Raw genomic sequence first — 23,204 nt, forward strand, 5'->3', positions numbered from 1 at the left:
ATAATCCGGGGCACGTGCTCGGCGAGCTCAGGCATGATCCCGACTCGGCATCCTTCACCGTCGCCTCGCGGACGGAACCACTAGGCCGATCGCTCCTGGTCGCGTTCGATCAGGTCGGAACTCTGATCGCCAATCGACAACATGCCGGCGCACCCGATCACCTGTCGACATGCCGGGCGGGTAGTTGCGGCCGGCTGACGACGCCGATCGGTGAGCTTGTGTGAGAGGAAGGCTTCGCGCACGAGGGTGGGTCAGATGCTGGGCATTTGACCCACCTTCTTACGGCGTTGTCAGGCGGCCGCCGGTGTCTGCTGCCCAGCGGTCGGAACCGCTTCGAGCCGCACGGACTTGCGTGCCTCTTCTCGGCCGATCTCGACCATCTCCTGGAGTACCGCCGATACGTCAGGAGCCAGGCGGAGCCGCTCGATGTAGTGCCGTCCCGTGACTCCGGTATCGATCTTGTGGCCGAGCAGGGCGGCCGCCTCGGACGTGCTCCGGTTGCGAGCAACGAAAGTTGCGACCGTGGATCGGAGCAGGTGCGGGTGTACCTCGCCCTTCATCTTCGCCGCCTCGAGTGCCGACCGAAGCTGCCTTCGACAGTTCGACGGTGCCTGACAACGGAGCACCGTTCCGTCGTCGCGGTAGCGGCGCGATGGGAAGACGGGCATCTCAGTGGTGGCTCCCGCGGGCCGGATACTCAGTAGCGATTCGACGGCGAACGGCGGCAGCACGATGACTCGTTCACCGGCCTCTGACTTCGGGAACTCCTGGCGCACGCTGCCCTGCCCCTTGATTCCGGTCATCGTCGCTTCGATTGTGACGGTCAACTTCCCGCCCGGGGAGAGATCCACCTCTCCCCCACCGGAGCGCGAGAGCCTCACCTATCCGGGCTCCCGTACCCAACAAGACGTCGATAACGACTGCCAAGTGAGCACTCCGGGTCGGACCGGGCCGGCCCTCACCCGCCTGGACCCAGCCCCGAACTGCCTTGCGCAACCGGTACACGTGACGGTGATCGCCCGAGGTACAGGCTTCTTGAGCGTCGGCGCCATGGTGCGGCGCATCGGGTTGTCACGGATCGCGTCGTGGATCACCGCCCGGTCCAGCACCATGTTGAGGATGCTGCGCACGCGGACGGCCGTCGTCGTCATGTCGTCCTTCCCTGGCCTCCCGCGCGCAACCAGCGAGTCGATCAAGGATTGGCAGATGCCAGGGGTGAGCTCGTTCAGTCGCCTCTGTCCGAGAGCCGGTATTGCATACTCCCCCAGCGTGTACTCGTACTTGTCGATCGTCTGTGGCCGCATGGGTGGGCGTGGCCAGGTAGACCGCACACGCTTCTCTGCGATCCACTGGCGGCACGCCAAGCCAACCTTCGAGTCGGGCTTGAGATCGTCCGATCCGCGGGCAGCATTGATCTTCTCCGCAGCAGCTCCCTGCGCCTTCAGCCGTGCGGCGTCCTTCGACCGCCCGCCGGCCGTCGCCCACGTCTCGGATCCGTCCAGCAGCCGAACTCGTGTCCTTGCTCGCCAGGACTTGGGCCCCTGCTGCTTCACGAAGATCTCTCCGTGCTCGCCTGGCTCGAGCCGCACCTTTCCCACGGTTCACCACCCCGACCCGGTGGACGGGCGAGATGTCCGGTGGCCGGCTGCGTCCCGCTCGGCGTCGGCTGCGCAACCCTCAAGCCACTCGCGCACGTCCGCGTCAGCGAACAGCAGGTGTCGTCCGACCTTGTAGACCCGCGGGTTGCGCCCGTGCTTGCGCCAGGTGTGCACGGTGGCAGGCGTCGTGCGGAGCACCGTGCAGAGTTCGTCGAGCGTCCACATCGGTGTCCGGTCCAGCGCCTCGCTCTGCTTCGTTCCCATGTGACTCAGGTGAGGCGGCACCGCCAACCACGCCTCGTCTAGGTGGTCACGCATAGGCAGCCGTCGGCAGCCCGATCGTGACAGCAATCGTGACATTCTCATCGCACCGGCCTTCTCTCGGTGCCACATGAGGTACGACAAAGGCCGCTGACCTGGTTGTTCGCCAGATCAGCGGCCTCCACCACCGAGGATCAGCCGCTCTTGCGGCGAAACATCTTCTGCACTGGTCCGGTCGTCTCCGAGCCGTGCACCGCGCCGGTGTTCACGTCGCCTGCGGCAGACCGCCCGCGCGACGCGTTCTTGCGGTCCAGCGCTTCCTTGAACCGCGCCTTCGCGTCCGAGCTCGGCGCTGTCGGCGCCTTGGGCTGTTCAGTGCCCTGGGCCTCTGACTCCTCGGCACTGGGCTTCTCGTCCGTCACACCGATCACCTCCTCCTGTTTCGGGGGTCCCTCGATCGGGTCCGTCGTCCGCCCCAGCCTGCACCACGATTCGCCCTGGTGCCAACGCTTTTCGAAACCTCCAGGAGGTGGGCGCTACGCCTGCGCTGCGGCCCGTTCCGCGCGCTCCGCGCGCAGCGAGGTGATGGCGCTCTCGAAGTCCTCGAGCGAGTCGAACGACTGGTAGACGCTCGCGAACCGGAGGTAGGCCACCTCGTCGAGCTCGCGCAGCGGGCCCAGGATCGCCAGGCCCACCTCGTACGCGTCGATCTCGGCGCTGCCGTTGCTCCGCAGGGTCTCCTCGACGCGCTGGGCGAGGATCGCGAGGTCGTCGTCGCTCACCGGGCGGCCCTGGCAGGCCTTGCGCACACCCGCGGCGACCTTGTCGCGGCTGAAGGGCTCGGTGGCGCCGGAACGCTTGACCACGGACAGGCTGGCCGTCTCGACGGTCGTGAACCGCCGGTTGCAGTTCGGGCACTGCCGCCGGCGCCTGATCGACAGGCCGTCGTCGGAGGTCCGCGAGTCCACCACGCGCGAGTCAGCGTGGCGACAGAACGGGCAGTGCATGCTCACTCCTGCGTGGTCGACCACGGACCGGAGGCCTCCGGTCGCGCCCCGACCGTAAGCGGGCAAACCACCCCCATGCAACATCGCCGCAACATTTGACGGCGAATCGTGGCCTCTTGTCACTCCTTGGGTAGGAGCAACAGCTCCCCGACCCGCACGGCGCCCGACGACATGTTGTTCAGATCCTGGAGCCGCGCGACCGCGTGCCGGACGTCCTCGCCGGGTTCCGCCACCTCCCGGGCGAATCCCCAGAGCGTCTCCCCCGGCTGCACGGCGTGCACCCGGACCTCCGTCGGTTCACCCGGGGAGCTGGCCACAGCAGTCGCCCCCCACGTGGCCATCGGCGCGACCAGGATCATCGCCAGCAGCACGAGCACCACCCGGCCGCGACGCGTGAGCCGCAGGCCGGCCAGGCCGAGCCGGTCGGCGATCGTGCGCGTCCGCGCCGGCTCGTACGTCCGGACCGCGACCGGCCGTGGCACCGGCGCGTACGCCGGCTGGTACGTCGGGGTGTACTGCCGCAGCGGGATCACGTCCCCCATGGCCCCTCCTCGAAGAGTGACTCGAACCTCTGTCCGTCATACACGCGTTCTACGAACGCACGTACCATTGTGTAGCACGAGACACCGTCGATGTCGAGACACGCTCGAACATTCGTTTGAGCCGAGCGGCTTTGTGATCTAGAGTGGGTCACGCAGAGGAGAACATTTGTCGGAACGGGAGGGGCACGGGCATGACGGGACGGGACGGGACCAGCGACACGAGAGCCGTCGACACGGCGCTAGCTGTCGACATGACACGCCCTGGCGTCGCCACGTTGGACGCGGCAGGCGACGAGGCGGTCGCTGACGTGCACGCGATCTCGCCGACAGACCGCCTCACCGAGCGGCAGCGCCTCGTGCTGGACACGATCCGGCAGTCGTTCGAGACGCGCGGATACCCGCCGTCGATGCGCGAGATCGGAGAGGCGGTCGGGCTGGCCAGCCCGTCGAGCGTCAAGCATCAGCTGCAGATGCTCGAGAAGAAGGGCTTCCTGCGTCGCGACCCGAACCGGCCGCGCGCCATGGAGCTCGTGGAGCCGCTGGCCGAGCAGGTCGACAAGCCCACGCGGGGCGAGATCCACTGGCCCGAGCCGCGGCGCAGCGGCCAGGTCCACTGGGGCGGCTCCGTGCCCGACGATGCCAGCACCCCGGCGCCGTCGTACGTGCCGCTCGTCGGCCGCATCGCGGCCGGTGGCCCGATCCTTGCCGAGCAGGTCATCGAGGACGTCTTCCCACTCCCCCGCCAGCTCGTCGGCGACGGCGAGCTGTTCCTGCTCAGGGTCGCGGGCGACTCGATGGTCGACGCCGCGATCTGCGACGGGGACTGGGTGGTGGTGCGCCGGCAGAACGTCGCCGAGCAGGGCGAGATCGTCGCCGCCATGATCGACGGCGAGGCAACGGTCAAGACGTTCAAGCAGACCGACGGGCACGTCTTCCTGCTGCCGCAGAACCCGGCCTATGAACCGATCCCGGGCGACGAGGCACAGGTCCTGGGCCGCGTGGTCGCGGTACTGCGCAGCCTCTAACCCTGCCGCCGAGGTAGAACTGTGGCGAGATAGAACTGTGGCGAGATAGAACTGTGGCGAGATAGAACCGTGGCGGTAGCTGCGCTTCTACTTCGCCAGAGTTCTATCTCGCCACAGTTCTACCTCGGCGGCTCCGGTCAGAAGCCGAAGCGCTTCTGGACCGCCCGCACGCTCTCCGCGGACGCCCGCAGGCCGGCCAGCTCGTCGTCCGACATCGGGACCCGCACGTTGTCGGCGACCCCACGCCGGTCCACGAGGGTCGGCACCGACAGGCACACGTCGCTGATGCCGTGATAGTCGTCCAGCAGCGAGGACACCGGCATGATCCGGCGTTCGTCCTTGAGCACCGCCTCGATGATGCGGGTCGCGGCCAGGCCGACGGCGTAGTTGGTGGCGCCCTTGCCCGCGATGATCCGGTAGGCCGAGTCGACCACTTCGCGGTGCACCTCAGCACGAACCGCGGCGTCGATCGGCGCGCCGCCGTCCACCGGCTCCCAGTCCAGCAGCGGGACGCCGCCGATCGAGGCGGAGCTCCAGAGCGCGATCTCGGAGTCGCCGTGCTCCCCGGCGATGTAGGCGTGCACGTTCCCGACCGCCACCCCGCAGCGCTCAGCCAGCACGACACGCAGCCGGGACGAGTCCAGGACGGTGCCACTGCCGAACAGCTGCTGGCGCGGCAGGCCGGAGATCTTGAGCGCGGCGTACGTGACGACGTCGACCGGGTTGGTCACCATCAGGTAGGTCGCGTGGGGCGCGACGTCGACGAGCCCGGGCATGATCTCGCGCATCAGCCCGATGGTCCCTTCGGCGAGATCGATCCGGGTCTGGCCGGGCTTCTGCTTCGCTCCGGCCGTCACGACGACGACGTCGGCACCCTCGCAGACGGCGACGTCGTCCGAGCCGATGACGTGCGCCTGGGACGTGAACATCAGGCCGTGCCGCAGGTCGAGCACCTCGGCCTCGACCTTGGAGCGGTTGATGTCGTGCAGGGCGATGGTGCGGGCCGAACCCCGCGCGAGCGCGGCGAAGGCCAACGTGGACCCGACCGCCCCGGCACCCACCACGGCGAGCTTGGTGGTCCGGGAGCCGGACGGCTGCGTGACGGGGACGTCCGAGAGGGCTGCCATGCCCCCAGGCTATGCGGGCTGCCGGGCTACGTGTCGAGCCGCGCCAGCGCGGCGCGGACCAGCGCCGAGTCGGTGGTCGGCCAGAAGCCGGGCATCGAACGAGTCAGGAACGACGCGTACCGTGCGGTGGCGAGCCGCGGGTCCAGGACCGCGACCACTCCGCGGTCGTCCATGCTCCGCACCAGGCGTCCGGCCCCCTGCGCGAGCAGTAGCGCCGCGTGCTGCGCGGACACCGCCATGAACCCGTTGCCGCCCGACTGCTCGACGGCACGGGCGCGCGCCGCCTTGACCGGGTCGTCCGGGCGCGGGAACGGGATCCGGTCGATGAGGACCAGCTGGCACGACGGCCCCGGCACGTCGACGCCCTGCCACAGCGACAGGGTGCCGAAGAGGCAGGTGGCCGGGTCGTCGGCGAACTGGCGGACCAGGGTAGGGAGCTGGTCGTCGCCCTGCGCGAGGATCGGGACGTCCAGCCGCTCGCGCATGGCCTCGGCGGCCGCGTTCGCCGCACGCCGCGACGAGAAAAGACCGAGCGTGCGGCCGCCCGCGGCGGTGATCAGCTCGGCGATCTCGTCGAGCTGCGCCTCCGTGGTGGGCTCCCGCCCGGGCGCCGGGAGGTGCCGCGCGACGTACAGGATGCCCTGGCGCGGGTAGTCGAACGGGCTGCCGGCGTCGAGGCCCTGCCACGGCGGGGCGTCCTCGCCCTTCAGCCCGAGCGTGCCGGCCACCGGGTCGAACGTGCCGCCCAGCGCCAGCGTGGCCGAGGTGAAGACGCCGGTGGCCTCGCCCAGCAGGTGGGTGCGGATCAGCCCCGCCACGTGCAGCGGAGCCGCGTGCAGGCGCGTCACGTTGTCGCCGAAGCCGCCCCAGGCGTTGTCCGGGCGCGAGCACCACAGCACGTCGGCGGTCGTGTCCTGCGACGCCATCCGCTCCGCCGTCTCGAACAGCTGGAGCATGGCGCCCTGCGCCATCTTCAGACCCGGGTCGGGCTGCCCGGCCGCCTGGCCCTTGCCGCCGTTCGGATCGGGTTTGAGCGTGCTCAGCACCTCGCGCGCGGCGTCGCGCACCGCGCCCACCGCCGTCCGCAAGGCGTCCGGCAGGCCGTCCGGGAACCGCTCGGCCGGGGCGGTGACCAGCAGCGTCCCGAGGTCCTGCGCGGCCTTGTCCAGGGCGTCGGTGTTGGTGCCGGCGTTCCGGCGGGCCAGCCGCGCCGCGTTCTCCACCGAGGCCATGGACAGGTCCACCGTGGCCGACGACGTCACGCGGTCCGTGAGCTCGTGCGCCTCGTCCACCACGACGACGTCGTGCTCGGGCAGGACACCCGGGCTGCCCGTGGCCGCGATGCCGAGCATCGCGTGGTTGGTGACCACCACGTCCGCGTCCCGGGAAGCGGCTCGCGCCTTGTCCGGGAAGCACTCCGCGAGCATGGGGCACTTGCCGCCCAGGCACTCCATCGCCGTCACGGAGACCTGCCGCCACGCCCGGTCCGGCACACCCGGCACCAGGTCGTCACGGTCGCCCGAGTCGGTCTCCCCCGCCCACTCGTGCAGGCGGCGGACGTGGTCGGCGAGCGTGGCGCCGTCGTCCTTGCGGCGGCCACGAGCACCGCCGGAGACCGGTGTCTCCTCGGTGCGCGGGTGCTCCTCGCCGCCGGGCAGGTCGAAGAGCGAGGGCTCGTCGGCCGGATACCCGCCGCCGATCTTGTGCACGCACAGGTAGTTGTGCCAGCCCTTGAGCAACGCGATGCGCGGCTCGCGCGGGAGCTGCGGTGTCACGGCCTTCGCCACGAGCGGAAGGTCCCGGGTCATGACCTGGCGCTGCAGGGCGAGCGTCGCCGTCGAGATGATGACCTTGCTTCCCGCGGCCACGGCGTGCCGGACGGCGGGGACGAGATAGCCGAGCGACTTTCCGGTACCCGTGCCGGCCTGGACCAGCAGGTGCTCACCCTTCTCGATCGCGTCGCCGACGGCCACGGCCATCCGGTGCTGGCCGTCCCGGCGGCCGCCGCCCAGCTCTCCGACGGCGAGGTCGAGGAGCTCCTCGACGTCGGGGATCCGGTCGGTAGCGGTCGTTTCGGCGGGTGCGTCGGGAAGGCTGGTCACACGCTCGATCCTAGGCCGGACCTCCGACATCCACCCCACCTCATCCACAGGCTCTGCGCCGCCGGGACATGTCAGACGCCCAGGTCACCGGAGTGACCTGGGCGTCTGACATGTCCTGGCGCGGTGCGGGTCAGGACGCTACGGCGACCTGGCGCAGCTCGGTCGCGAGCTGCTCGTCCACGCGGCCACGCAGGTGCGTGCCCGCCGCGACGTGCTCGGTGAGCTCGATGTCGCCGTGCTCGTGCACCCGGTGCACCAGGTCGCCCCGCTCGTACGGGACCACCAGGTCGATCTGGATTCCGGGCCGCGGCAGGTCGGCGGCGATCCGGGCTCGGAGCTCGGCGATGCCCTCGCCGGAGTGCGCCGAGACGACGGCGGTGTGCCGCTCCCGCCGCTGGATGCGCCCGACGACCGTCGGGTCCGCGATGTCGGCCTTGTTCAGCACCACGATCTCGTGGACGTCCTCGAAGGCCGGGATCTCGGACAGCACCTCACGCACCGCGGCGATCTGCCCCTCCGGGTCCGGGTGGGACGCGTCGACCACGTGGAGCAGGATGTCGGCGTCGCCGACCTCCTCCAGCGTGGACCGGAACGCCTCGACGAGCTGGTGCGGCAGGTGCCGCACGAACCCGACCGTGTCGGTGAGCGTGTAGACGCGGCCGTCCTCGGTCTTGGTGCGCCGCACCGTCGGGTCCAGCGTGGCGAACAAGGCGTTCTCGACCAGCACGCCCGCGCCGGTCAGCGCGTTCAGCAGCGAGGACTTGCCCGCGTTGGTGTAGCCGGCGATGGCGACCGCCGGGATGGCGTTGCGCTTGCGGCTCAGCCGCTTGGTCTCTCGCGCGGGCTTCATCGCGACGATCTCACGCCGCAGCTTGGCCATCCGGTTGCGGATGCGCCGCCGGTCCAGCTCGATCTTGGTCTCACCGGGGCCACGCGAGCCCATGCCGGCACCCGCGCCGCCCACCTGGCCACCGGCCTGGCGGGACATCGACTCGCCCCAGCCGCGCAGGCGCGGCAGCAGGTACTCGAGCTGCGCGAGCTCGACCTGGGCCTTGCCCTCACGAGACTTCGCGTGCTGCGCGAAGATGTCCAGGATCAGGGCCGTACGGTCGACGACCTTGACCTTGACCACGTCCTCCAGCGCACGGCGCTGGGACGGGGCGAGCTCGCCGTCGACGATCACGGTGTCGGCGCCCGACGCCAGGACCACCTGTGCGAGCTCCAGGGCCTTGCCGGAACCCAGGTAGGTGCCCGGATCGGGCTTCTGCCGGCGCTGCAGCAGGCCGTCCAGCACCTGCGAGCCGGCCGTCTCGGCCAGCGCGGCGAGCTCGCGCAGCGAGATCTCCGCGTCGCGGGCCGCGTGCTCGCCACCTGTGAACAGGCCGACGAGCACCACCTTCTCCAGGCGCAGCTGCCGGTACTCGACCTCGGTGACGTCTTCCAGCTCGGTCGACAGACCGGCCACGCGGCGCAGCGCGGTGCGCTCCTCGAGGTCCAGCTGGTCGCCGTCGGCCACGGTGTGCACCGTTGCGCCGTCGGCACGTGCGGTCCCCGCCCGAGCGAGAACCCGTGCCACGACATCGTTCGCGATCGCCTGGGCATCTGCCTGGACTGCGCGGAGTTCGGGCGTCTCCTCTGCGGGGAGCTCGGGCTCTGTCGGGGTGTGGGTCATGTACTACCTGTCTCTCGGTTGTTCTTGCTCAGTACAACAAGGATCCCACGGCCGAAAGTCCCACGGCTATGTGTTTCCCGCACCAATGACCCCGGCGCACGTGCCTGTGGATAACCGCCCCTGGCCGACGGCGGCCGCTGGCAGACTTGACGGGCAACGGCGACGCAGGAAAGAGGGCTGGAGATGCTCGGGGAACGACCGCACGAGAAGCAGTCACGGACGGGCACGACCTGGACCGCGGAGGAGAACGAGCGTCTGGTGGCTCTGGTGCGCGCCGGAAAGGACCTGGACGCCGTCGCGGACGGCGTCCAGCGGTCCAGCACGTCCGTCGTGGCTCGCCTACGGCGGATGCTGCCGCTGGAGCACCGGTCCTGCCCGAACGACCGGGTGATCATCGCGCTTCGCGGCCACCTGCGTGACCCGGCCTACGACTGGCAGGGGCAGATGCTCCTGACCCTGCCGCCACGCCCCGTGGTCAATCCGCCCGCGATCGTCCATCAGGGCCTGGCCGGCCTGCCGGACGACGACCTCGTCGCGGTCGCGCACAGCGTCCTCCTCGACGACCGGGTCGCGACCGCGGGCCTGCGCGAGCGGCTCGTCGGCGAGGTGAACGAGCGTCATCTGGGCCACCAGGTCGGGCGGTCCCACGAGTCGTACCTGGCCACGCACCGGGAGCTCGCGGGGTTCCGGGACCTGGACGAGCAGGTCCACCGGTGGTCGAGCGCCGTGGGTCTCACGAGGCGCCGGTACCCGTACGGGTGGGCGGACGGCCCGTGGGAGTAGCGCGGGCGCCCACCGGACGTCGGGTCGGTCCGTCGGTAGCCCGGTCGGTCAGAAGTCCAGCCGCATCACGCGACGGCGCTTCGTGGGCCTGCTGACCTCCGTCAGACCCGCTGCCGCGAACGGGCCGGGCGTGCCGACGTTGGCCTCGCCCCATGAGACCTCCTGACCCTGGTTCAGCACTATCGGGTATCCCTCGACAGCCTGGGCGCCCCGCTCCCGCGCGTGCTCGACGGCCGCCGCCGCGAGCTCGTACATCAGGCCCTGCTTGCGGTAGCCGACGCGGACCGCGAAGCACGTGACCGCCCAGACACTGTCGTCGTCCTTGTCCTCGTGCCGGCCGGCCCACGGGACCTGGCTGCCCCGGTACCGCACGAATTCGATGCGGGGCGCCACGGCCACCCACCCGGCCGGCTCGGCGTCGACATAGGCGAGCAGGGCGCCCGACGTCGGAGAGACTCCACCGGCTGTACCGCCCGCGGGGCTGTCCGCGGCGTCGGCCGCCATCCTGTCCGCCGGCCTGTCGTCGACCAGGCACGCGTCGAGCTGTTCCCGCAGGTGGTGCGCGCGCTCCTCGACGGACAGGTACCACCAGGCGCGGTCGCCGAGCCGGATGCGCTGGCACTGGCAGTGGTGGGCGCCGCCGCGCGTGCCGAACACGGCCTGCACGTCGTCCCACCGCTCCGGGGTGGCCGGCACGATCTCCATGCCGGAAGGCTGGCACCGGTCACGACGCCGGGCAAGCGCCTAGGATCGGGCGGGTGTCCACCGACCACTACTTCACCGCTCAGCCCGCCTCGGACGACGAGCGCCGCACCCGCACCGTCCACCTCGCCGGGCGGGAGCTGGAGGTCGAGGTCGCATCGGGCGTGTTCTCGCCCGGCGGGGTCGACAAGGGCACGGCGGTGCTGCTGAGCGAGGTGCCGGCGCCCCCGCCGTCGGGCAACTTGCTCGACCTGGGGTGCGGCTGGGGGCCTATCACGATCTCCCTGGCACTGGAAGCGCCGCACGCCACCGTGTGGGCGGTCGACGTCAACGAGCGAGCCCTCGACCTGGTGCGCCGTAACGCGGAGCGGCTCGGCCTCGGCAACGTCCGCGCCGCCCTGCCCGACGACGTGCCCGCCGGCCTGACCTTCGACCTGTGCTGGTCGAATCCGCCGATCCGGGTGGGCAAGCAGGCGCTGCACGACCTCCTGAACCGCTGGCTGCCACGGCTGGAGGAAGGCGCCGAGGCGTGGCTCGTGGTGCAGAAGAACCTCGGCTCCGACTCGCTCGCCCGCTGGATCACCGACACGCTCGGCTTGCAGGTCGACCGGGAGGCGTCGTCCAAGGGATTCCGCGTCCTGCGCGTCGTGGGCTAGCGCGCGACCTGGCCCGAGTACACCAGCTCCGCGGGGCCTGCCAGCTCGACGTTGCCGCTCGGCAGGACGCGCACCCGCACCTCGCCGCCCGGCACCTCGACGATCCACGTGTCGGGCGCGCCGTCGCCGGACGCGCCACCCTGCCAGGTCCGCACCGCGAGCGCCGCGGCACACGCGCCGGTGCCGCACGACGGCGTCTCGCCGACGCCGCGCTCGTGTACCCGCATGCGCAGCCGCCCGACGACGCCGTCGGGACCCTCCTCCTCGCCGAGCGGCACCACGAGCTCGACGTTCGTGCCGTGCGGCGGGAGCGGCGCGACCTCGGGGGCGTGGAAGAGCTCGAGCGACTCGAGCTCTTCCACGCTGGCGAGGGCGACGACCGTGTGCGGGTTGCCGAGGTCCACGCTCAGGGCCGGACGGGGCCTGGTCCAGCCGCGGACCGCTACCGCGGCGTCGTACCCGTCGGCGACGGCGGTCTCGCCGCCGGGCAGGAACCAGGGGCCCATGTCGACGGCGTACCAGCCGCCCGGCTCCTTGGTGACGCGCTTGACGCCGGCGCGGGTGCCGAGGCTGAGCGGGCCGGCGGACAGGTCGGCGAGCCCTTCCTGCTCGGCGAACGCCGCGAAGACGCGCACGCCGTTGCCGCACATCTCGGCGATCGAGCCGTCGTGGTTGCGGTAGTCCATGAACCACTCGGCCGTCGGGTCCTGCGCCAGCGCCGCCTGGGCGGTCTCCTCGCCCGCGCGGGCGAGCGCCGCCGTGGGGGCGAGCCGGATCACGCCGTCGCCGCCGATGCCGCTGCGGCGGTCGGCGAGCCGGCGCACGTCGTCCGGGCCGAGGTCGAGCACGCCCTCGGGGTCCGCGATCAGCACGAAGTCGTTCTGCGTGCCGTGCCCCTTCGTGAAGGTGAGCGTGCCGGGCGTCGGGGCGGAGGGCACAGGGCTGGTCGCGGGCTGCGTCATGAGCCCAGGCTACGGCGCACGGGCTCGGTGCCCACAACGGGCAAGGTCCCGGCGTCGGCGGCGGCCACGATCTCGAGGGCCTGCTCCAGCAGGCGGGGGGAGGCGGCGTCGAGCCAGTGCACGCGGGGGTCGCGCCCGAACCAGCCCATCTGCTTGCGGGCCAGCCGCCGGGTGTTCGCGGTGACGGCCTCACGGGCCTCCGTCTCCGTGTACTCGCCGCGCCACCAGGCGAGCACCTCCGCGTACCCGACGGCGCGGGCGGCGGTCACCCCGAGGCCGGCCCCGGTGCCGCCCTGCTCGGGGCTCGCGAGGCCGCGCACCTCGTCCACGAGGCCCGCGTCCCACATGCGGTCCACGCGGCCCGCGACGCGCGCGTCCAGCATCTCGCGCGAGCAGTCCAGCCCGATCTGCACCGCGGGCCGCACGTACTCCTGCCGCGGCAGATTGGCCGTGTAGGGGCGGCCGGTGATCTCGATGACCTCCAGCGCGCGCACGATGCGGCGGGTGTTGTGCGGGCCGATGCTCGTCGCGGCCTGCGGGTCGAGCCGCTCCAGCTCGGCGTGCAGCGCGCGGCGGCCCTCGGCCTCGGCACGCGCCTCCAGGCGTGCCCGGATCTCGGGGTCGGTGCCCGGGAAGTCCATGGCGTCCAGGAGGGCACGCACGTACAGCCCCGATCCGCCGACGACGACGGCGCGCGCCCCCCGCCCGGCTATCGCGTCCAGGTCGGCGCGTCCTGCCTCCTGGTAGCGCGCCACGGAGGCGTCCTGCACCGGGTCCAGGACGTCGAGCTGGTGGTGCACGATCCCGCGGCGCTCGGCCGGCGGCACCTTGGCCGTGCCGACGTCCATGCCGCGGTAGAGCTGGTAGGCGTCGGCGTTGACGATCTCGGCGCGGACCTCAGCTGGGGTGGCGGATGCTGCGGCGGGCTCCGCCGTCCCGAGCGCCTGGGCCAGGTCGAGCGCGAGGTCCGACTTTCCGGTGGCGGTGGGACCCACGACGGCGACGACTATCACGCGGCAACCCTACGGTCCGACAAGGTGGTCACCCGGTACCGGGGCGGCAGGTGGTCGTGCGACTGCTCGAACACCTGGACGTCGGCGTGCCAGGCGTCGGCACCGGCCGCGCGTAGCGCCGCCTGGATCCCGTCCGTGAGCGCCCCGGGACCGCTGTCCAGCCCGCCGGGCACTCCCCCGCCCGCGACGACCAGACCGGCGGCACCACGAAGCAGGTCGGCCGCTGCGTCGTCGAGCGGGGATCCGCCGGACGGCACCTCCAGTGTCTCGACGTCGGCGGCCCGGTCGCCCAGCACGTCCGCGAGCGCCAGGAGCGCGACAGACGCACCGGTGCCGGCGGGGGCGCCGTCCGCCCAGGATGTGGTCGCCGCGGCGGCGGGCAGCCAGCGGTCGCCGATGCCCGAACCAGCGAGCGACGGGCGCATGCGTCCATGCCTGGGCGCGGGTCCGTGGGCGAGGACCAGCGGCAGCCGGCCCCCGGCGGTGAGCTCCACGAGGGCCGCCCGAACCGCGCCACGAACGGCCGCGAACGGGTCCGGCCGCAGGCCAGGGGCCAGGCCGGGAACGAGCAACGGGGTCGCAGGCAGGATCACGGCGCGCACGATCGATGAAACTAGCACCAGGCCCGGCCGTTGGCCGTTCCTGGACGATTCCACCCTATTTCTCACGCGTTCGACGCAGCGGGGGACACGGTCTGGCGGGTACTGTGGGCTGGTGAGGTTCTTCGGGTCACGACGCCGGAACACGGCGGGCGACGGCGACCGTGCGGCCACCAGCCCGCAACAGCCCGAGCCCAGGGAACTCGACGACGACGAGCTGCGGGCACAGGTCGAGGGCGTACTGCTCCGAGAGCTGACGGGCGGTCTCGACGATCCCTCCTCCGTTCCCCAGCCCCTGACGCGCGACCGTGTGGTCGAGTGGCTGGGTGAGAACGGGTTCAGCTATTTCGTGGACTCCGAGGGCGACGTCGGCGGGCTGTGGCATGGCTGGCTCTTCTACTTCCTGATGGTCGGCGAGAGCTCCGAGGTGCTCCAGGTGCGCGGGCAGTGGCACCGGGATCTCACCATCGAGCGGCTCGAGGAGATCCTTGAGCTCTGCAACGAGTGGAACGCGGAGCGCATCTGGCCCAAGACGTACGTCCGGGTCCGCGACAACGGTGCGGTGCTGGTCTACACCGAGGTCACGGTCGACCTCGAGCACGGTGTCACGGAGGATCAGCTCGACCAGCTCCTGCAGTGCGGGCTGACCACCGGGTCCATGTTCTTCGAGCATCTGGACGAGACGTACCCCGACCCGCTGAGGTCCGCGCCATGAGCGCGGCCCGGAGCGGAGGCGGCGCCGGCCGCTGGCTCGCACGACTGCTCAACCCGCGACCGCCGGCCGCGCGGCGCACGTCCGGCACACAGACGCGCACCCTCGCGAACGTCCAGGTGGACAAGCCGCGTCCCCTGAGCACGCAGCGGGTCGGCGACGACCTCTCGCGCCGCGGCTACCGGTTCCGGATCGACGACGACGGCGACGTGACCGGCACCTGGGACGGCAACCGGTTCTGGTTCCTGCTGCTCGGTGAGCACGACGAGATCCTGCAGGTCCGCGGCCGCTGGGCCGGTGCGCTCCCGACGGGCGCACGACTGGCCGTGCTGCAGGCGGCGAACGACTGGAACCGTGAGCGCATCTGGCCCAAGGTCTACACCCGCGAGGAGAGCTCCGGGCTCGCGCTGTACGCGGAGGTGTCCGTCGACTTCGAGCACGGCGCCACGGAGGAGCAGCTCGCCCAGACCGTGTCGTGCGGCCTGGTGACGGCGAGCCAGTTCTTCTCGACGGTGGCCTCGCTGGCCCCGCCCCCGGACACGGAACCGGGCGCCGAACCGGACCCGGGCGACACCGCGAAGTAGAACTCTGGCGAGGTAGAACTCTGGCGAGGTGGAACCGCAGGTCTTGCTGTGTTCTATCTCGCCAGAGCCCTACCTCGCGCGGAGGGTCGGCAGGCCCAGCGAGACCGGGCCCGACGGCGCCGCGGTGCCGTGCGAGTGCTCGTCCCCTCCCCCTCCGAGCCGCGCCTTCTCGCGCGCTGCCCAGGCGTCACCCGAGCGCGTACGCCGCACGGCGAGAGGACCGGAGGTGACTCGGTCGGCGATCAGGTGGTGCGGCGCCGCATGTGTCACGGTCACGGTCACCATGTCGCCGGGACGAGGGAGTCCCGCGGGAACTTCGTCCGACAGGCGCGGGTCGTCCAGGCCCAGCGGCGCCTGCGTGAGGTCCACGTCGCTGAGCGGCGCACCCGGGGCGACCACGGCGTCGTCGGACAGCGCGAAGTGCACGAGGCGGTTGTCGGCGGCGCGGCCGGACAGGCGATGCATCGCGCCGTCCTTGCGGCCGGAGCCCTCGGCGACGAGGACCTCGAGCGTGCGCCCCACCTGCTTGTCCGCCTCCTCGGCGCCGATGCGCTCCTGCAGGGCGAGCAGGCGCTCGAACCGCTCCTGCACGACCTCCTTGGGCAGCTGGTCGTCCATGGTCGCGGCCGGCGTACCGGGGCGCGGCGAGTACTGGAAGCTGAACGCCGAGCTGAACCGGGAGGCCTCGACCACGCGCATGGTCTCCAGGAAGTCCTCCTCGGTCTCGCCGGGGAAGCCGACGATGATGTCGGTGGTGATGGCGGCGTCGGGCATCGCGGCGCGGACGCGCTCCAGGATGCCGAGGAACTTCTCCGAGCGGTACGAGCGGCGCATGGCGCGCAGGATCCGGTCGGAGCCGGACTGCAGCGGCATGTGCAGCTGCGGCATCACGTTCGGCGTCTCGGCCATGGCGGCGATGACGTCGTCGGTGAACGCGGCGGGGTGCGGGGACGTGAACCGCACCCGCTCCAGGCCCTCGATCCGGCCGCACGCTCGCAGGAGCTTGGCGAACGCACCGCGGTCGCCGAACTCGACGCCATAGCTGTTCACGTTCTGGCCCAGCAGCGTCACCTCGATCGCGCCGGCCGCCACAAGCGCCTCGACCTCGGCCAGGATCTCCCCGGGCCGGCGGTCACGCTCCTTGCCGCGCAGGTGCGGCACTATGCAGAAGGTGCAGGTGTTGTTACAGCCCACCGAGATGCTGACCCAGCCGGCGTAGACGGACTCGCGCTTGGTCGGCAGCGTGGACGGGAAGACCTGCAGGGACTCGGCGATCTCCACCTGCGCCGCCTCGTTGTGCCGAGCGCGCTCCAGCAGCACCGGCAGGGCATCGAGATTGTGCGTGCCGAACACGACGTCGACCCACGGCGCCTTCGCGACGATGTCGCCGCGGTCCTTCTGGGCCAGGCACCCGCCGACGGCGATCTGCATGCCCGGACGCGCCGCCTTGATGCCGGCGAGCTGGCCGAGGTTCCCGTACAGCTTGTTCGCCGCGTTCTCGCGGACGGCGCACGTGTTGATGACGACGACGTCGGCCGAGCTCGCCGCCTCGTCCTCGCTGGAGGCGCGCGTGTAGCCGGCCTCCTCGAGCATGCCGGCCATGTGTTCCGAGTCGTGCACGTTCATCTGGCAGCCCAGCGTGCGGACCATATAGGTACGAGGATGCTGTTCCGGTGCCTCGTCACGGACAACGGTGTCGGTCGCGGCGGCGTCGGAAAGGGCGGGGGTGAGGGCGGTCGTGGACATCGAGTCGATTTTACGGCCCCTGTCGAACCGCGCCGAACAGTGCAGATCCAGCCCCATAGCGGGCATCTGTTACCGAAACGTTGTGCCCGGATGACCCGTCGACTTGGTCCTTGAAACATCGGATCGTTAGGTTCAAGGGATGGACCAGAGCACCCCGACCACCGGCCAACCGGCGGCCGACGAGACCGTGGACGCTCCGACGTCGGACCGCGTCCTCGGGGCGCCCCTCGTAGAGCTGAAGAACGTGAACAAGCACTTCGGTGCGCTGCACGTCTTGCAGGACATCGACCTCACCGTCCGCAAGGGCGAGGTGCTGGTCGTGATCGGCCCGTCCGGGTCCGGCAAGTCGACGCTGTGCAGGGCGATCAACCGCCTGGAGACCATCGACGACGGCACCATCAGCGTCGACGGCAAGACCCTCCCCGAGGAGGGCAAGGCGCTCGCACAGCTGCGCGCCGAGGTCGGCATGGTCTTCCAGTCGTTCAACCTGTTCGCGCACAAGACCGTGCTCGACAACGTGACCCTCGGGCCGCGCAAGGTCCGCGGCCTGAGCAAGAAGGCCGCCGAGGCAGAGGCCATGACCCTGCTCGACCGCGTGGGCGTGGCCAACCAGGCCGGCAAGATGCCCGCCCAGCTCTCCGGCGGCCAGCAGCAGCGCGTGGCGATCGCCCGCGCTCTGGCGATGCACCCCAAGGTGATGCTCTTCGACGAGCCGACGTCGGCGCTCGACCCGGAGATGATCAACGAGGTGCTCGACGCCATGGTGGCGCTCGCCCAGGAGGGCATGACCATGATCGTCGTCACGCACGAGATGGGCTTCGCCCGCAAGGCCGCGAACCGCGTGGTCTTCATGGCTGACGGCCAGATCGTCGAAGAAGCTCCCCCCGAGGAGTTCTTCACGGCGCCCAAGAGCGAGCGGGCGCGCGACTTCCTCTCCAAGATCCTTACCCACTGATCTTCACTGACTGATCCCAGCCAAGGGTTCCGCAACGGATCCCGAACTACCGAAGGGGAATCATGCGTAAGCACACCATGGGGCTGCTGGCGATGGCGGCAGCATCTGCTCTCGCGCTCTCGGCCTGCAGTGGTGCCGAGGTCGGCGAGCCGACCGGCGAGGACACCGCCGCCGGCGGCGGCGAGACCATCCGCATCGGCATCAAGTACGACCAGCCGGGCCTGGGCCTCCAGGAGGGCGACGAGTTCACAGGCTTCGACACCGACGTCGCCCGTTACGTCGCCGAAAAGCTCGGTTACTCCGAAGACCAGATCGAGTTCGTCGAGACCATCTCGGCCAACCGCGAGACGGCGCTGCAGAACGGCGACGTCGACATGATCTTCGCCACCTACTCGATCACCGACGAGCGCAAGGCGCTCATCGACTTCGCCGGCCCGTACTTCGTCGCCGGTCAGGACCTGCTGGTCGCCGCCGACAACACCGACATCACCGGCCCGGAGGACCTGGAGGGCAAGAACCTCTGCTCGGTCACCGGTTCGACGTCGGCGGAGAACATCAAGAACGACTACGCCGAGGGCGTGCAGCTCGTGGAGCGCCCCGGCTACGCCGACTGCGCCACCGCCCTTGCCTCCGGTGCGGTCGACGCCGTCACCACCGACGACATCATCCTCGCCGGCCTGGCCGCGACCGAGGAGAACGCCGGCAAGTTCAAGGTCGTCGGCGCGCCCTTCTCCGAGGAGCGCTACGGCGTGGGCCTGCCCGACGGCAGCACGGACCGCTGCGAGGAGGTCAACACGGCGATCGCCGAGATGATCGAGGACGGCACGTGGGAGGAGCTCGTGGCCAGCAACACCGAGGGCGCCGACTACACCCCGAACGCGGACCTCAACCCGCCGGAGCAGGACGCCTGCGAGTGACCCTGCTGACCACCGTCTGATCACCGTGCCCGGCGCCCGACCGGCCGCCTCCCGGGCGGCTACCGTCCGGCGCCGGGCACGTCCGGCGTCGTCGGCCGTGCCACGACGCCCCTGACCATCCCCTCCTGAAAGGTGACCGTGGACGACTTCCTCGCCGGGTTCGCCGAGCTCTTCGCGCGGTTCGACGTCCTGGGCGCGTTCTGGGTGAATATCCAGCTCACGTTCTGGGCCGCACTACTGTCCCTGGTCCTCGGCACCGTGCTCGCGCTGATGCGCATCTCACCGATCGCATCACTCCGGTGGGCCGGTACCGCCTACGTGACCATCTTCCGAAACACGCCTCTCACGATCATCCTCACGTTCACGTACCTGGTGCTGTTCTCGCAGCTCGCGCTCTCGCTCTCGGACACTCTCGACACCACGTTCTTCTGGTTCGCGGTGATCGGCTTGGCCGTCTACCACGCCGCGTTCGTCTGCGAGGCCATCCGCTCCGGCGTGAACACGGTGCCAGTCGGGCAGGCCGAGGCCGCGCGTGCCATCGGTCTCTCTTTCCTGCCTGCGGCAGCCCTGGTGATCTTCCCGCAGGCGTTTCGCGGAGCCGTCGCACCGCTCGGCAACACGCTGATCGCGCTGCTGAAGAACTCGACCGTCGCTGCAGCGGCCTCTGTCTCCACCGAGACGTCATCACTGATGAGGACCATGATCGAGTTCCGGCCCGACCTCATGGTCGCGATCTTCCTGACCTTCGCTCTGGGCTACGTGATCCTGGTGATCCCGATCGGGCTCGTCACCACCTCGCTCTCGCGACGACTGGCGGTGAAGCGATGAGCGCGTCCGTCCTGTTCGACGCCCAGGGCCCACGCGGCCGTGCCCTGTCCGTCGTCGGCAACATCGTCGCCACCGTGGCGGTGCTCGCCGGGCTCGTCTGGCTGGCGTCCGTGCTGTACGCCAAGGGGCAGTTCAGCGCCTCGCTCTGGCAGAACGCCGTATCCGCTGAGGCGTGGCAGTCCTACTACCTGCCGGGCCTGCAGAACACGCTGCGCTCGGCGCTGTTCGCCACGGTGGGCTCGGTGCTCTTCGGCATCCTCTTCGGTATCGGACGGCTGTCGCAGATTCGTCCGGTCCGGTGGGTCTCGGGCGTCGTCGTGGAGTTCTTCCGCGCCGTGCCCGTCCTGCTGATGATGATCTTCTTCTACATGTTCTTCTCGGCGCAGGCCCAGTGGATCGCCGACCGGCCGTTCGCTGCAGTAGTGGTGGCCCTCGTCCTGTACAACGGCTCCGTGATCGCGGAGCTGGTCCGGTCCGGCGTCGGGAACCTGCCGAAGGGGCAGGGCGAAGCAGGGCTGGCTGTCGGCCTGACCCCCGCACAGACGCTCCGCTCGATCCAGCTTCCTCAGGCTCTGGTCGCCATGCTCCCGGCGATGGTGTCGCAGCTCGTGGTGGTGCTCAAGGACTCGGCGCTCGGTCAGTTCATCCTGTACTCCGAACTGCTCCGGTCCGCCCAGATCCTCTCGTCGAGGGAGCAGAACCCGCTGCAGGCGCTCGTCGTCGTGGCGATCGTGTTCATCATCATCAACTGGCTGCTCACCGTCGTGGCGCACCGGCTCGCGAGGCTGCTGTCCAGCCGGACTGCGGGTGCCACGGTCGAGGGCACCGGCATCGGCAACCCGACCGCGGTGGCCGGCGGACCCGTCGGCGGCGGCCCAGGTCCGGGTGCTGGGGGCGCTGTCGTCTGACGCGCTCCCTCAGCCGCATGCCAGAGGCGCTCCAGCACACATGCTGGAGCGCCTCTGGCGTCTCGCCCCGATCACCTGGCGTGTCGCCAGGTCCGGGTACGCGAGGGCTCAGTCGATGTCGACGCCCACCAGGTCGTCCGTCTCCTCGCCCTCTGCGGCAAGCGCGTCGCGGACCAGCTCGAACGCCAGCCCGGGCGCGTAGCCCTTCCGGGCCAGCGATCCGACGGCGCGGCGCACCCGCACCTCGCGGTCGAGACTGCGCGTGCGGGTGACGAGCTTGGAAGCCAGCTTGGCGCCCGCTACGCGTTCGTCGTCGGGGTCGAGCTGGTCCAGCGCCTCGGTGGCCGTGTCCTCATCGATGCCGCGCCGCCGCAGCTCCGCGGCGATGCCACGGCGAGCGAGGCCGCGCTCGGCGTGCCGGGTACGGACGATGGTCTCGGCGTAGGTCGCGTCGTCCACCAGGCCCACCTCGTCGAACCGGTCGAGCACCTGCTCGACGACGTCCTCCGGGTAGCCCTTGCGCGCCAGCGACTGCTCGAGCTCGCGCCGGGACCGCTGTGCCGCCGTCAGGATCCGGAGAACTACCTCGCGGGCCTTCTCGACGGCGTCGTCACGGCTGATCTCGCCGGCGTCGAGGCGCTCCGCGACGGTCTTCCGGGGTGCCCGTTCGGCGCCGCTACCACGCGCGCGGCTACCCCTCCGGCCGCCCTCTCGGGCGGCCGGATGGCCCCGACGCTTCCCCACGCCGGGACCATCCGCTGGATCACCGTACTGCACGTCAGAACGGTGCCTTCTCGGCGGCTGCCTCCGCCTTGGCGGCGGTCTTCGACGCCGCCGGCTTGGTGGCCTTCGAACGCGTGGCGGTCGACTTGGTGGCCTTCGCCGTCGTGGTCGTCCGCGAGGACGAGCTCGCTGCCGCGACGGTGCCCGTGACCGGCGCGCCCTCGGTGGCCGGAGCGGGGGCCGGGGCGGCAGCCGCGGCGTCGTCCGCGGGGGCGTCGACCTTGGGGCCGACCCCCAGCTTCTCCTTGACGCGCTTCTCGATGTCGTTGGCGAGATCGGGGTTGTCCCGCAGGAAGGCCCGCGCGTTCTCCTTGCCCTGGCCGAGCTGGTCGCCCTCGTAGGTGAACCATGAACCCGACTTACGCACGAAGCCGTGCTCCACACCCATGTCGATCAGGCCGCCCTCGCGGGAGATGCCGTGGCCGTACAGGATGTCGAACTCCGCCTGCTTGAACGGCGGCGCCATCTTGTTCTTGACGACCTTCACCCGAGTCCGGTTGCCGACCGCGTCCGTGCCCTCCTTGAGGGTCTCGATGCGGCGGATGTCGAGGCGGACCGAGGCGTAGAACTTCAGCGCCTTGCCACCGGTGGTGGTCTCGGGCGAGCCGAAGAACACGCCGATCTTCTCGCGCAGCTGGTTGATGAAGATCGCGGTGGTGCCGGACGCGCTGAGCGCGCCCGTGATCTTGCGCAGGGCCTGCGACATGAGGCGGGCCTGGAGACCCACGTGGCTGTCGCCCATCTCGCCCTCGATCTCGGCCTTGGGTGTCAGGGCGGCGACGGAGTCGATCACGATGATGTCGAGCGCGCCGGACCGGATCAGCATGTCCGTGATCTCCAGCGCCTGCTCACCGGTGTCCGGCTGCGAGACCAGGAGGGCATCGGTGTCGACACCGAGCTTCTTGGCGTAGTCCGGGTCCAGCGCGTGCTCGGCGTCGATGAACGCCGCGATGCCACCCTGGCGCTGCGCGTTGGCCACCGCGTGCAGCGCGATGGTCGTCTTACCCGAGGACTCCGGCCCGTACACCTCGACGACGCGGCCACGGGGCAGACCCCCGATACCGAGCGCCACGTCGAGGGCGATCGAGCCGGTCGGGATCACCTCGATGGGCGCACGGATCTCGTCGCCGAGGCGCATGACCGAGCCCTTGCCGAAGCTGCGGTCGATCTGGGCGAGGGCCGCTTCGAGGGCCTTGTCGCGGTCTGCTGGTGCGGGCATGTGCAACACCTTCGGTTTCGGGGCGCTGTGTGCGCCGGCGTGGATGACTCTGTACGTCGTTGCCGACCGTACGCGGAGCCACTGACACGAACACCTGCTCCGGCCGCCGCCTGTGGACGACGTTCCGAAATCCGTGCCTGTGGTTGAAGTCTAGCCGAACGCGTGTTCGAGGCAAGGCCGGACACACCGGTGTGTCGCGGGACATCTCGCCAGTGCCTCAGCGACGCGGCGGCGGCGCCTGCCGGTACTTGTCCTTGCCCCACCGGTCGGCGTCCGGCACGTCGAGCGCGTCGCACAGCGCGTGCCAGACGTCCCGCGGCTCGTCGCCGTCGTCCAGGGCGACGGCGGGGGTCCGGCCGTCCAGTGTGGGCAGCACCTGCTCGCGGGCGAGGGCGCGCCCGTAGGCGGGACCGAAGACCTCGTCTATCAGCTGCCAGAAATCCCGTTCGCGCACTCGTCAACCCTACGTCTCCCGACGTCCGCCCCGAGAACCGGGCCCGTGT

General features: G+C 70.7%; 26 protein-coding genes. 9 read left to right on the top strand and 17 right to left on the bottom strand.

All coding sequences use genetic code 11. The features are described from left to right. Nucleotides 1-290 precede the first annotated feature (290 nt). The 6 genes from EW117_RS02625 to EW117_RS02650 all read right to left on the bottom strand — a co-directional run bounded on the left by EW117_RS02625 (nt 291) and on the right by EW117_RS02650 (nt 3,408). Nucleotides 291-851, bottom strand: coding sequence for a site-specific integrase (locus EW117_RS02625; RefSeq protein WP_129783379.1), 561 nt, complete (start codon nt 849-851; stop codon nt 291-293). Between the two features lie 30 nt (nt 852-881). Further along, nucleotides 882-1,598: a phage integrase central domain-containing protein gene (locus EW117_RS30720; RefSeq protein WP_129783381.1), complete on the bottom strand. Its 717-nt coding sequence runs from the start codon at nt 1,596-1,598 to the stop codon at nt 882-884. Between the two features lie 3 nt (nt 1,599-1,601). After that, nucleotides 1,602-1,862: a helix-turn-helix domain-containing protein gene (locus tag EW117_RS02635; RefSeq protein WP_242504046.1), complete on the bottom strand. Its 261-nt coding sequence runs from the start codon at nt 1,860-1,862 to the stop codon at nt 1,602-1,604. A 191-nt stretch (nt 1,863-2,053) separates the two neighbouring features. Further along, nucleotides 2,054-2,281, bottom strand: a complete 228-nt coding sequence (locus EW117_RS02640; RefSeq protein WP_242504047.1) for a DUF5302 domain-containing protein — start codon at nt 2,279-2,281, stop codon at nt 2,054-2,056. Between the two features lie 114 nt (nt 2,282-2,395). Further along, nucleotides 2,396-2,866: a transcriptional regulator NrdR gene (gene nrdR, locus EW117_RS02645; protein WP_129783385.1), complete on the bottom strand. Its 471-nt coding sequence runs from the start codon at nt 2,864-2,866 to the stop codon at nt 2,396-2,398. Nucleotides 2,867-2,985: 119 nt separating this feature from the next. Beyond that, nucleotides 2,986-3,408 (bottom strand): LysM peptidoglycan-binding domain-containing protein, encoded by a 423-nt coding sequence (locus EW117_RS02650; protein WP_129783387.1) that lies wholly within the window; start codon nt 3,406-3,408, stop codon nt 2,986-2,988. Between the two features lie 251 nt (nt 3,409-3,659). Here EW117_RS02650 and lexA point away from each other — a divergent pair, with 251 nt between their 5' ends. After that, entirely contained in the window at nt 3,660-4,433 is a 774-nt protein-coding gene (gene lexA, locus EW117_RS02655; RefSeq protein ID WP_129783389.1) for a transcriptional repressor LexA, read from the top strand. A gap of 137 nt (nt 4,434-4,570) precedes the next feature. Here the strand turns inward: lexA and EW117_RS02660 are convergent, their stop codons facing one another. The 3 genes from EW117_RS02660 to hflX all read right to left on the bottom strand — a co-directional run bounded on the left by EW117_RS02660 (nt 4,571) and on the right by hflX (nt 9,334). Beyond that, on the bottom strand, nt 4,571-5,560 hold the full coding sequence (locus tag EW117_RS02660) for an L-lactate dehydrogenase (protein ID WP_129783391.1): 990 nt from the start codon (nt 5,558-5,560) through the stop codon (nt 4,571-4,573). Between the two features lie 26 nt (nt 5,561-5,586). Then, nucleotides 5,587-7,692 carry an ATP-dependent DNA helicase gene (locus tag EW117_RS02665; RefSeq protein WP_422890077.1) on the bottom strand — a complete coding sequence of 702 codons (2,106 nt, stop codon included), beginning with the start codon at nt 7,690-7,692 and terminating at the stop codon, nt 5,587-5,589. Nucleotides 7,693-7,792: 100 nt separating this feature from the next. After that, nucleotides 7,793-9,334 carry a GTPase HflX gene (gene hflX, locus EW117_RS02670; RefSeq protein ID WP_129783393.1) on the bottom strand — a complete coding sequence of 514 codons (1,542 nt, stop codon included), beginning with the start codon at nt 9,332-9,334 and terminating at the stop codon, nt 7,793-7,795. A 183-nt stretch (nt 9,335-9,517) separates the two neighbouring features. On the opposite strand from hflX, the gene EW117_RS02675 reads away from it, so the two are divergent. Further along, complete coding sequence (locus EW117_RS02675; protein WP_129783395.1) at nt 9,518-10,117, top strand: hypothetical protein; 600 nt, start codon at nt 9,518-9,520, stop codon at nt 10,115-10,117. A 48-nt stretch (nt 10,118-10,165) separates the two neighbouring features. Here EW117_RS02675 and EW117_RS02680 read toward each other — a convergent pair whose 3' ends face one another. Next, a complete protein-coding gene (locus tag EW117_RS02680; protein ID WP_129783397.1) occupies nt 10,166-10,822 on the bottom strand; it encodes a GNAT family N-acetyltransferase in 657 nt (218 codons plus the stop codon). 53 nt (nt 10,823-10,875) lie between these two features. Between EW117_RS02680 and EW117_RS02685 the strand changes: the two genes are divergently transcribed. Continuing rightward, entirely contained in the window at nt 10,876-11,475 is a 600-nt protein-coding gene (locus tag EW117_RS02685; RefSeq protein ID WP_129783399.1) for a class I SAM-dependent methyltransferase, read from the top strand. On the opposite strand, the gene dapF is transcribed toward EW117_RS02685, so the two are convergent. From dapF to EW117_RS02700, 3 genes are read right to left on the bottom strand one after another with little or no spacing between them, the layout of a single operon-like run. Then, the gene (dapF, locus tag EW117_RS02690; RefSeq protein WP_129783401.1) at nt 11,472-12,437 is read right to left on the bottom strand and encodes a diaminopimelate epimerase; all 966 of its coding nucleotides are present in this window, start codon (nt 12,435-12,437) and stop codon (nt 11,472-11,474) included. The two genes, EW117_RS02685 and dapF, sit on opposite strands and share 4 nt — an antisense overlap. Beyond that, the gene (miaA, locus tag EW117_RS02695; RefSeq protein ID WP_129783403.1) at nt 12,434-13,450 is read right to left on the bottom strand and encodes a tRNA (adenosine(37)-N6)-dimethylallyltransferase MiaA; all 1,017 of its coding nucleotides are present in this window, start codon (nt 13,448-13,450) and stop codon (nt 12,434-12,436) included. Before miaA ends, dapF begins: the two co-directional genes overlap by 4 nt. Beyond that, complete coding sequence (locus EW117_RS02700; protein ID WP_129783405.1) at nt 13,447-14,043, bottom strand: hypothetical protein; 597 nt, start codon at nt 14,041-14,043, stop codon at nt 13,447-13,449. The genes miaA and EW117_RS02700 overlap by 4 nt, the downstream gene beginning before the upstream one ends. Nucleotides 14,044-14,164: 121 nt before the next feature. On the opposite strand from EW117_RS02700, the gene EW117_RS02705 reads away from it, so the two are divergent. Both EW117_RS02705 and EW117_RS02710 read left to right on the top strand, forming a co-directional pair. Next, the gene (locus EW117_RS02705) at nt 14,165-14,764 is read left to right on the top strand and encodes a type III secretion system chaperone family protein (protein WP_242504049.1); all 600 of its coding nucleotides are present in this window, start codon (nt 14,165-14,167) and stop codon (nt 14,762-14,764) included. Then, nucleotides 14,761-15,345, top strand: a complete 585-nt coding sequence (locus EW117_RS02710) for a type III secretion system chaperone family protein (RefSeq protein ID WP_129783407.1) — start codon at nt 14,761-14,763, stop codon at nt 15,343-15,345. Before EW117_RS02705 ends, EW117_RS02710 begins: the two co-directional genes overlap by 4 nt. Nucleotides 15,346-15,414: 69 nt before the next feature. Here EW117_RS02710 and miaB read toward each other — a convergent pair whose 3' ends face one another. After that, nucleotides 15,415-17,091: a tRNA (N6-isopentenyl adenosine(37)-C2)-methylthiotransferase MiaB gene (gene miaB / locus EW117_RS02715; RefSeq protein WP_129783409.1), complete on the bottom strand. Its 1,677-nt coding sequence runs from the start codon at nt 17,089-17,091 to the stop codon at nt 15,415-15,417. 139 nt (nt 17,092-17,230) lie between these two features. On the opposite strand from miaB, the gene EW117_RS02720 reads away from it, so the two are divergent. The 4 genes from EW117_RS02720 to EW117_RS02735 all read left to right on the top strand — a co-directional run bounded on the left by EW117_RS02720 (nt 17,231) and on the right by EW117_RS02735 (nt 20,699). Next, entirely contained in the window at nt 17,231-18,046 is an 816-nt protein-coding gene (locus EW117_RS02720; RefSeq protein WP_242504050.1) for an amino acid ABC transporter ATP-binding protein, read from the top strand. Between the two features lie 62 nt (nt 18,047-18,108). Further along, nucleotides 18,109-18,963 (top strand): glutamate ABC transporter substrate-binding protein, encoded by an 855-nt coding sequence (locus EW117_RS02725; RefSeq protein ID WP_129783412.1) that lies wholly within the window; start codon nt 18,109-18,111, stop codon nt 18,961-18,963. Between the two features lie 138 nt (nt 18,964-19,101). Next, on the top strand, nt 19,102-19,791 hold the full coding sequence (locus tag EW117_RS02730; protein WP_129783414.1) for an amino acid ABC transporter permease: 690 nt from the start codon (nt 19,102-19,104) through the stop codon (nt 19,789-19,791). Then, nucleotides 19,788-20,699: an amino acid ABC transporter permease gene (locus tag EW117_RS02735; protein ID WP_129783416.1), complete on the top strand. Its 912-nt coding sequence runs from the start codon at nt 19,788-19,790 to the stop codon at nt 20,697-20,699. Before EW117_RS02730 ends, EW117_RS02735 begins: the two co-directional genes overlap by 4 nt. Nucleotides 20,700-20,807: 108 nt before the next feature. On the opposite strand, the gene EW117_RS02740 is transcribed toward EW117_RS02735, so the two are convergent. The 3 genes from EW117_RS02740 to EW117_RS02750 all read right to left on the bottom strand — a co-directional run bounded on the left by EW117_RS02740 (nt 20,808) and on the right by EW117_RS02750 (nt 23,155). Beyond that, the gene (locus tag EW117_RS02740; protein ID WP_129783418.1) at nt 20,808-21,443 is read right to left on the bottom strand and encodes a regulatory protein RecX; all 636 of its coding nucleotides are present in this window, start codon (nt 21,441-21,443) and stop codon (nt 20,808-20,810) included. A 34-nt stretch (nt 21,444-21,477) separates the two neighbouring features. Further along, a complete protein-coding gene (gene recA / locus EW117_RS02745) occupies nt 21,478-22,701 on the bottom strand; it encodes a recombinase RecA (RefSeq protein WP_129783420.1) in 1,224 nt (407 codons plus the stop codon). A 217-nt stretch (nt 22,702-22,918) separates the two neighbouring features. Further along, nucleotides 22,919-23,155: a DUF3046 domain-containing protein gene (locus EW117_RS02750; protein ID WP_129783422.1), complete on the bottom strand. Its 237-nt coding sequence runs from the start codon at nt 23,153-23,155 to the stop codon at nt 22,919-22,921. Nucleotides 23,156-23,204: the final 49 nt, after the last annotated feature.

It is taken from the genome of Promicromonospora panici (genome assembly GCF_900608595.1).
Classification (GTDB): domain Bacteria; phylum Actinomycetota; class Actinomycetes; order Actinomycetales; family Cellulomonadaceae; genus Promicromonospora; species Promicromonospora panici.

Bases quoted from the DNA above. Each gene is read 5' to 3' on its own strand.
- EW117_RS02675 (WP_129783395.1), top strand. From the start codon at position 9,518: ATGCTCGGGGAACGACCGCACGAGAAGCAGTCACGGACGGGCACGACC.
- EW117_RS02710 (WP_129783407.1), top strand. From the start codon at position 14,761: ATGAGCGCGGCCCGGAGCGGAGGCGGCGCCGGCCGCTGGCTCGCACGA.
- hflX (WP_129783393.1), bottom strand. From the start codon at position 9,334: ATGACCCACACCCCGACAGAGCCCGAGCTCCCCGCAGAGGAGACGCCC.
- EW117_RS02680 (WP_129783397.1), bottom strand. From the start codon at position 10,822: ATGGAGATCGTGCCGGCCACCCCGGAGCGGTGGGACGACGTGCAGGCC.
- nrdR (WP_129783385.1), bottom strand. From the start codon at position 2,866: ATGCACTGCCCGTTCTGTCGCCACGCTGACTCGCGCGTGGTGGACTCG.
- miaB (WP_129783409.1), bottom strand. From the start codon at position 17,091: ATGTCCACGACCGCCCTCACCCCCGCCCTTTCCGACGCCGCCGCGACC.
- lexA (WP_129783389.1), top strand. From the start codon at position 3,660: ATGACACGCCCTGGCGTCGCCACGTTGGACGCGGCAGGCGACGAGGCG.
- EW117_RS02735 (WP_129783416.1), top strand. From the start codon at position 19,788: ATGAGCGCGTCCGTCCTGTTCGACGCCCAGGGCCCACGCGGCCGTGCC.
- dapF (WP_129783401.1), bottom strand. From the start codon at position 12,437: ATGACGCAGCCCGCGACCAGCCCTGTGCCCTCCGCCCCGACGCCCGGC.
- EW117_RS02665 (WP_422890077.1), bottom strand. From the start codon at position 7,692: ATGTCGGAGGTCCGGCCTAGGATCGAGCGTGTGACCAGCCTTCCCGAC.
- EW117_RS02660 (WP_129783391.1), bottom strand. From the start codon at position 5,560: ATGGCAGCCCTCTCGGACGTCCCCGTCACGCAGCCGTCCGGCTCCCGG.
- EW117_RS02720 (WP_242504050.1), top strand. From the start codon at position 17,231: ATGGACCAGAGCACCCCGACCACCGGCCAACCGGCGGCCGACGAGACC.
- EW117_RS02725 (WP_129783412.1), top strand. From the start codon at position 18,109: ATGCGTAAGCACACCATGGGGCTGCTGGCGATGGCGGCAGCATCTGCT.
- recA (WP_129783420.1), bottom strand. From the start codon at position 22,701: ATGCCCGCACCAGCAGACCGCGACAAGGCCCTCGAAGCGGCCCTCGCC.
- EW117_RS02650 (WP_129783387.1), bottom strand. From the start codon at position 3,408: ATGGGGGACGTGATCCCGCTGCGGCAGTACACCCCGACGTACCAGCCG.
- EW117_RS02635 (WP_242504046.1), bottom strand. From the start codon at position 1,862: ATGGGAACGAAGCAGAGCGAGGCGCTGGACCGGACACCGATGTGGACG.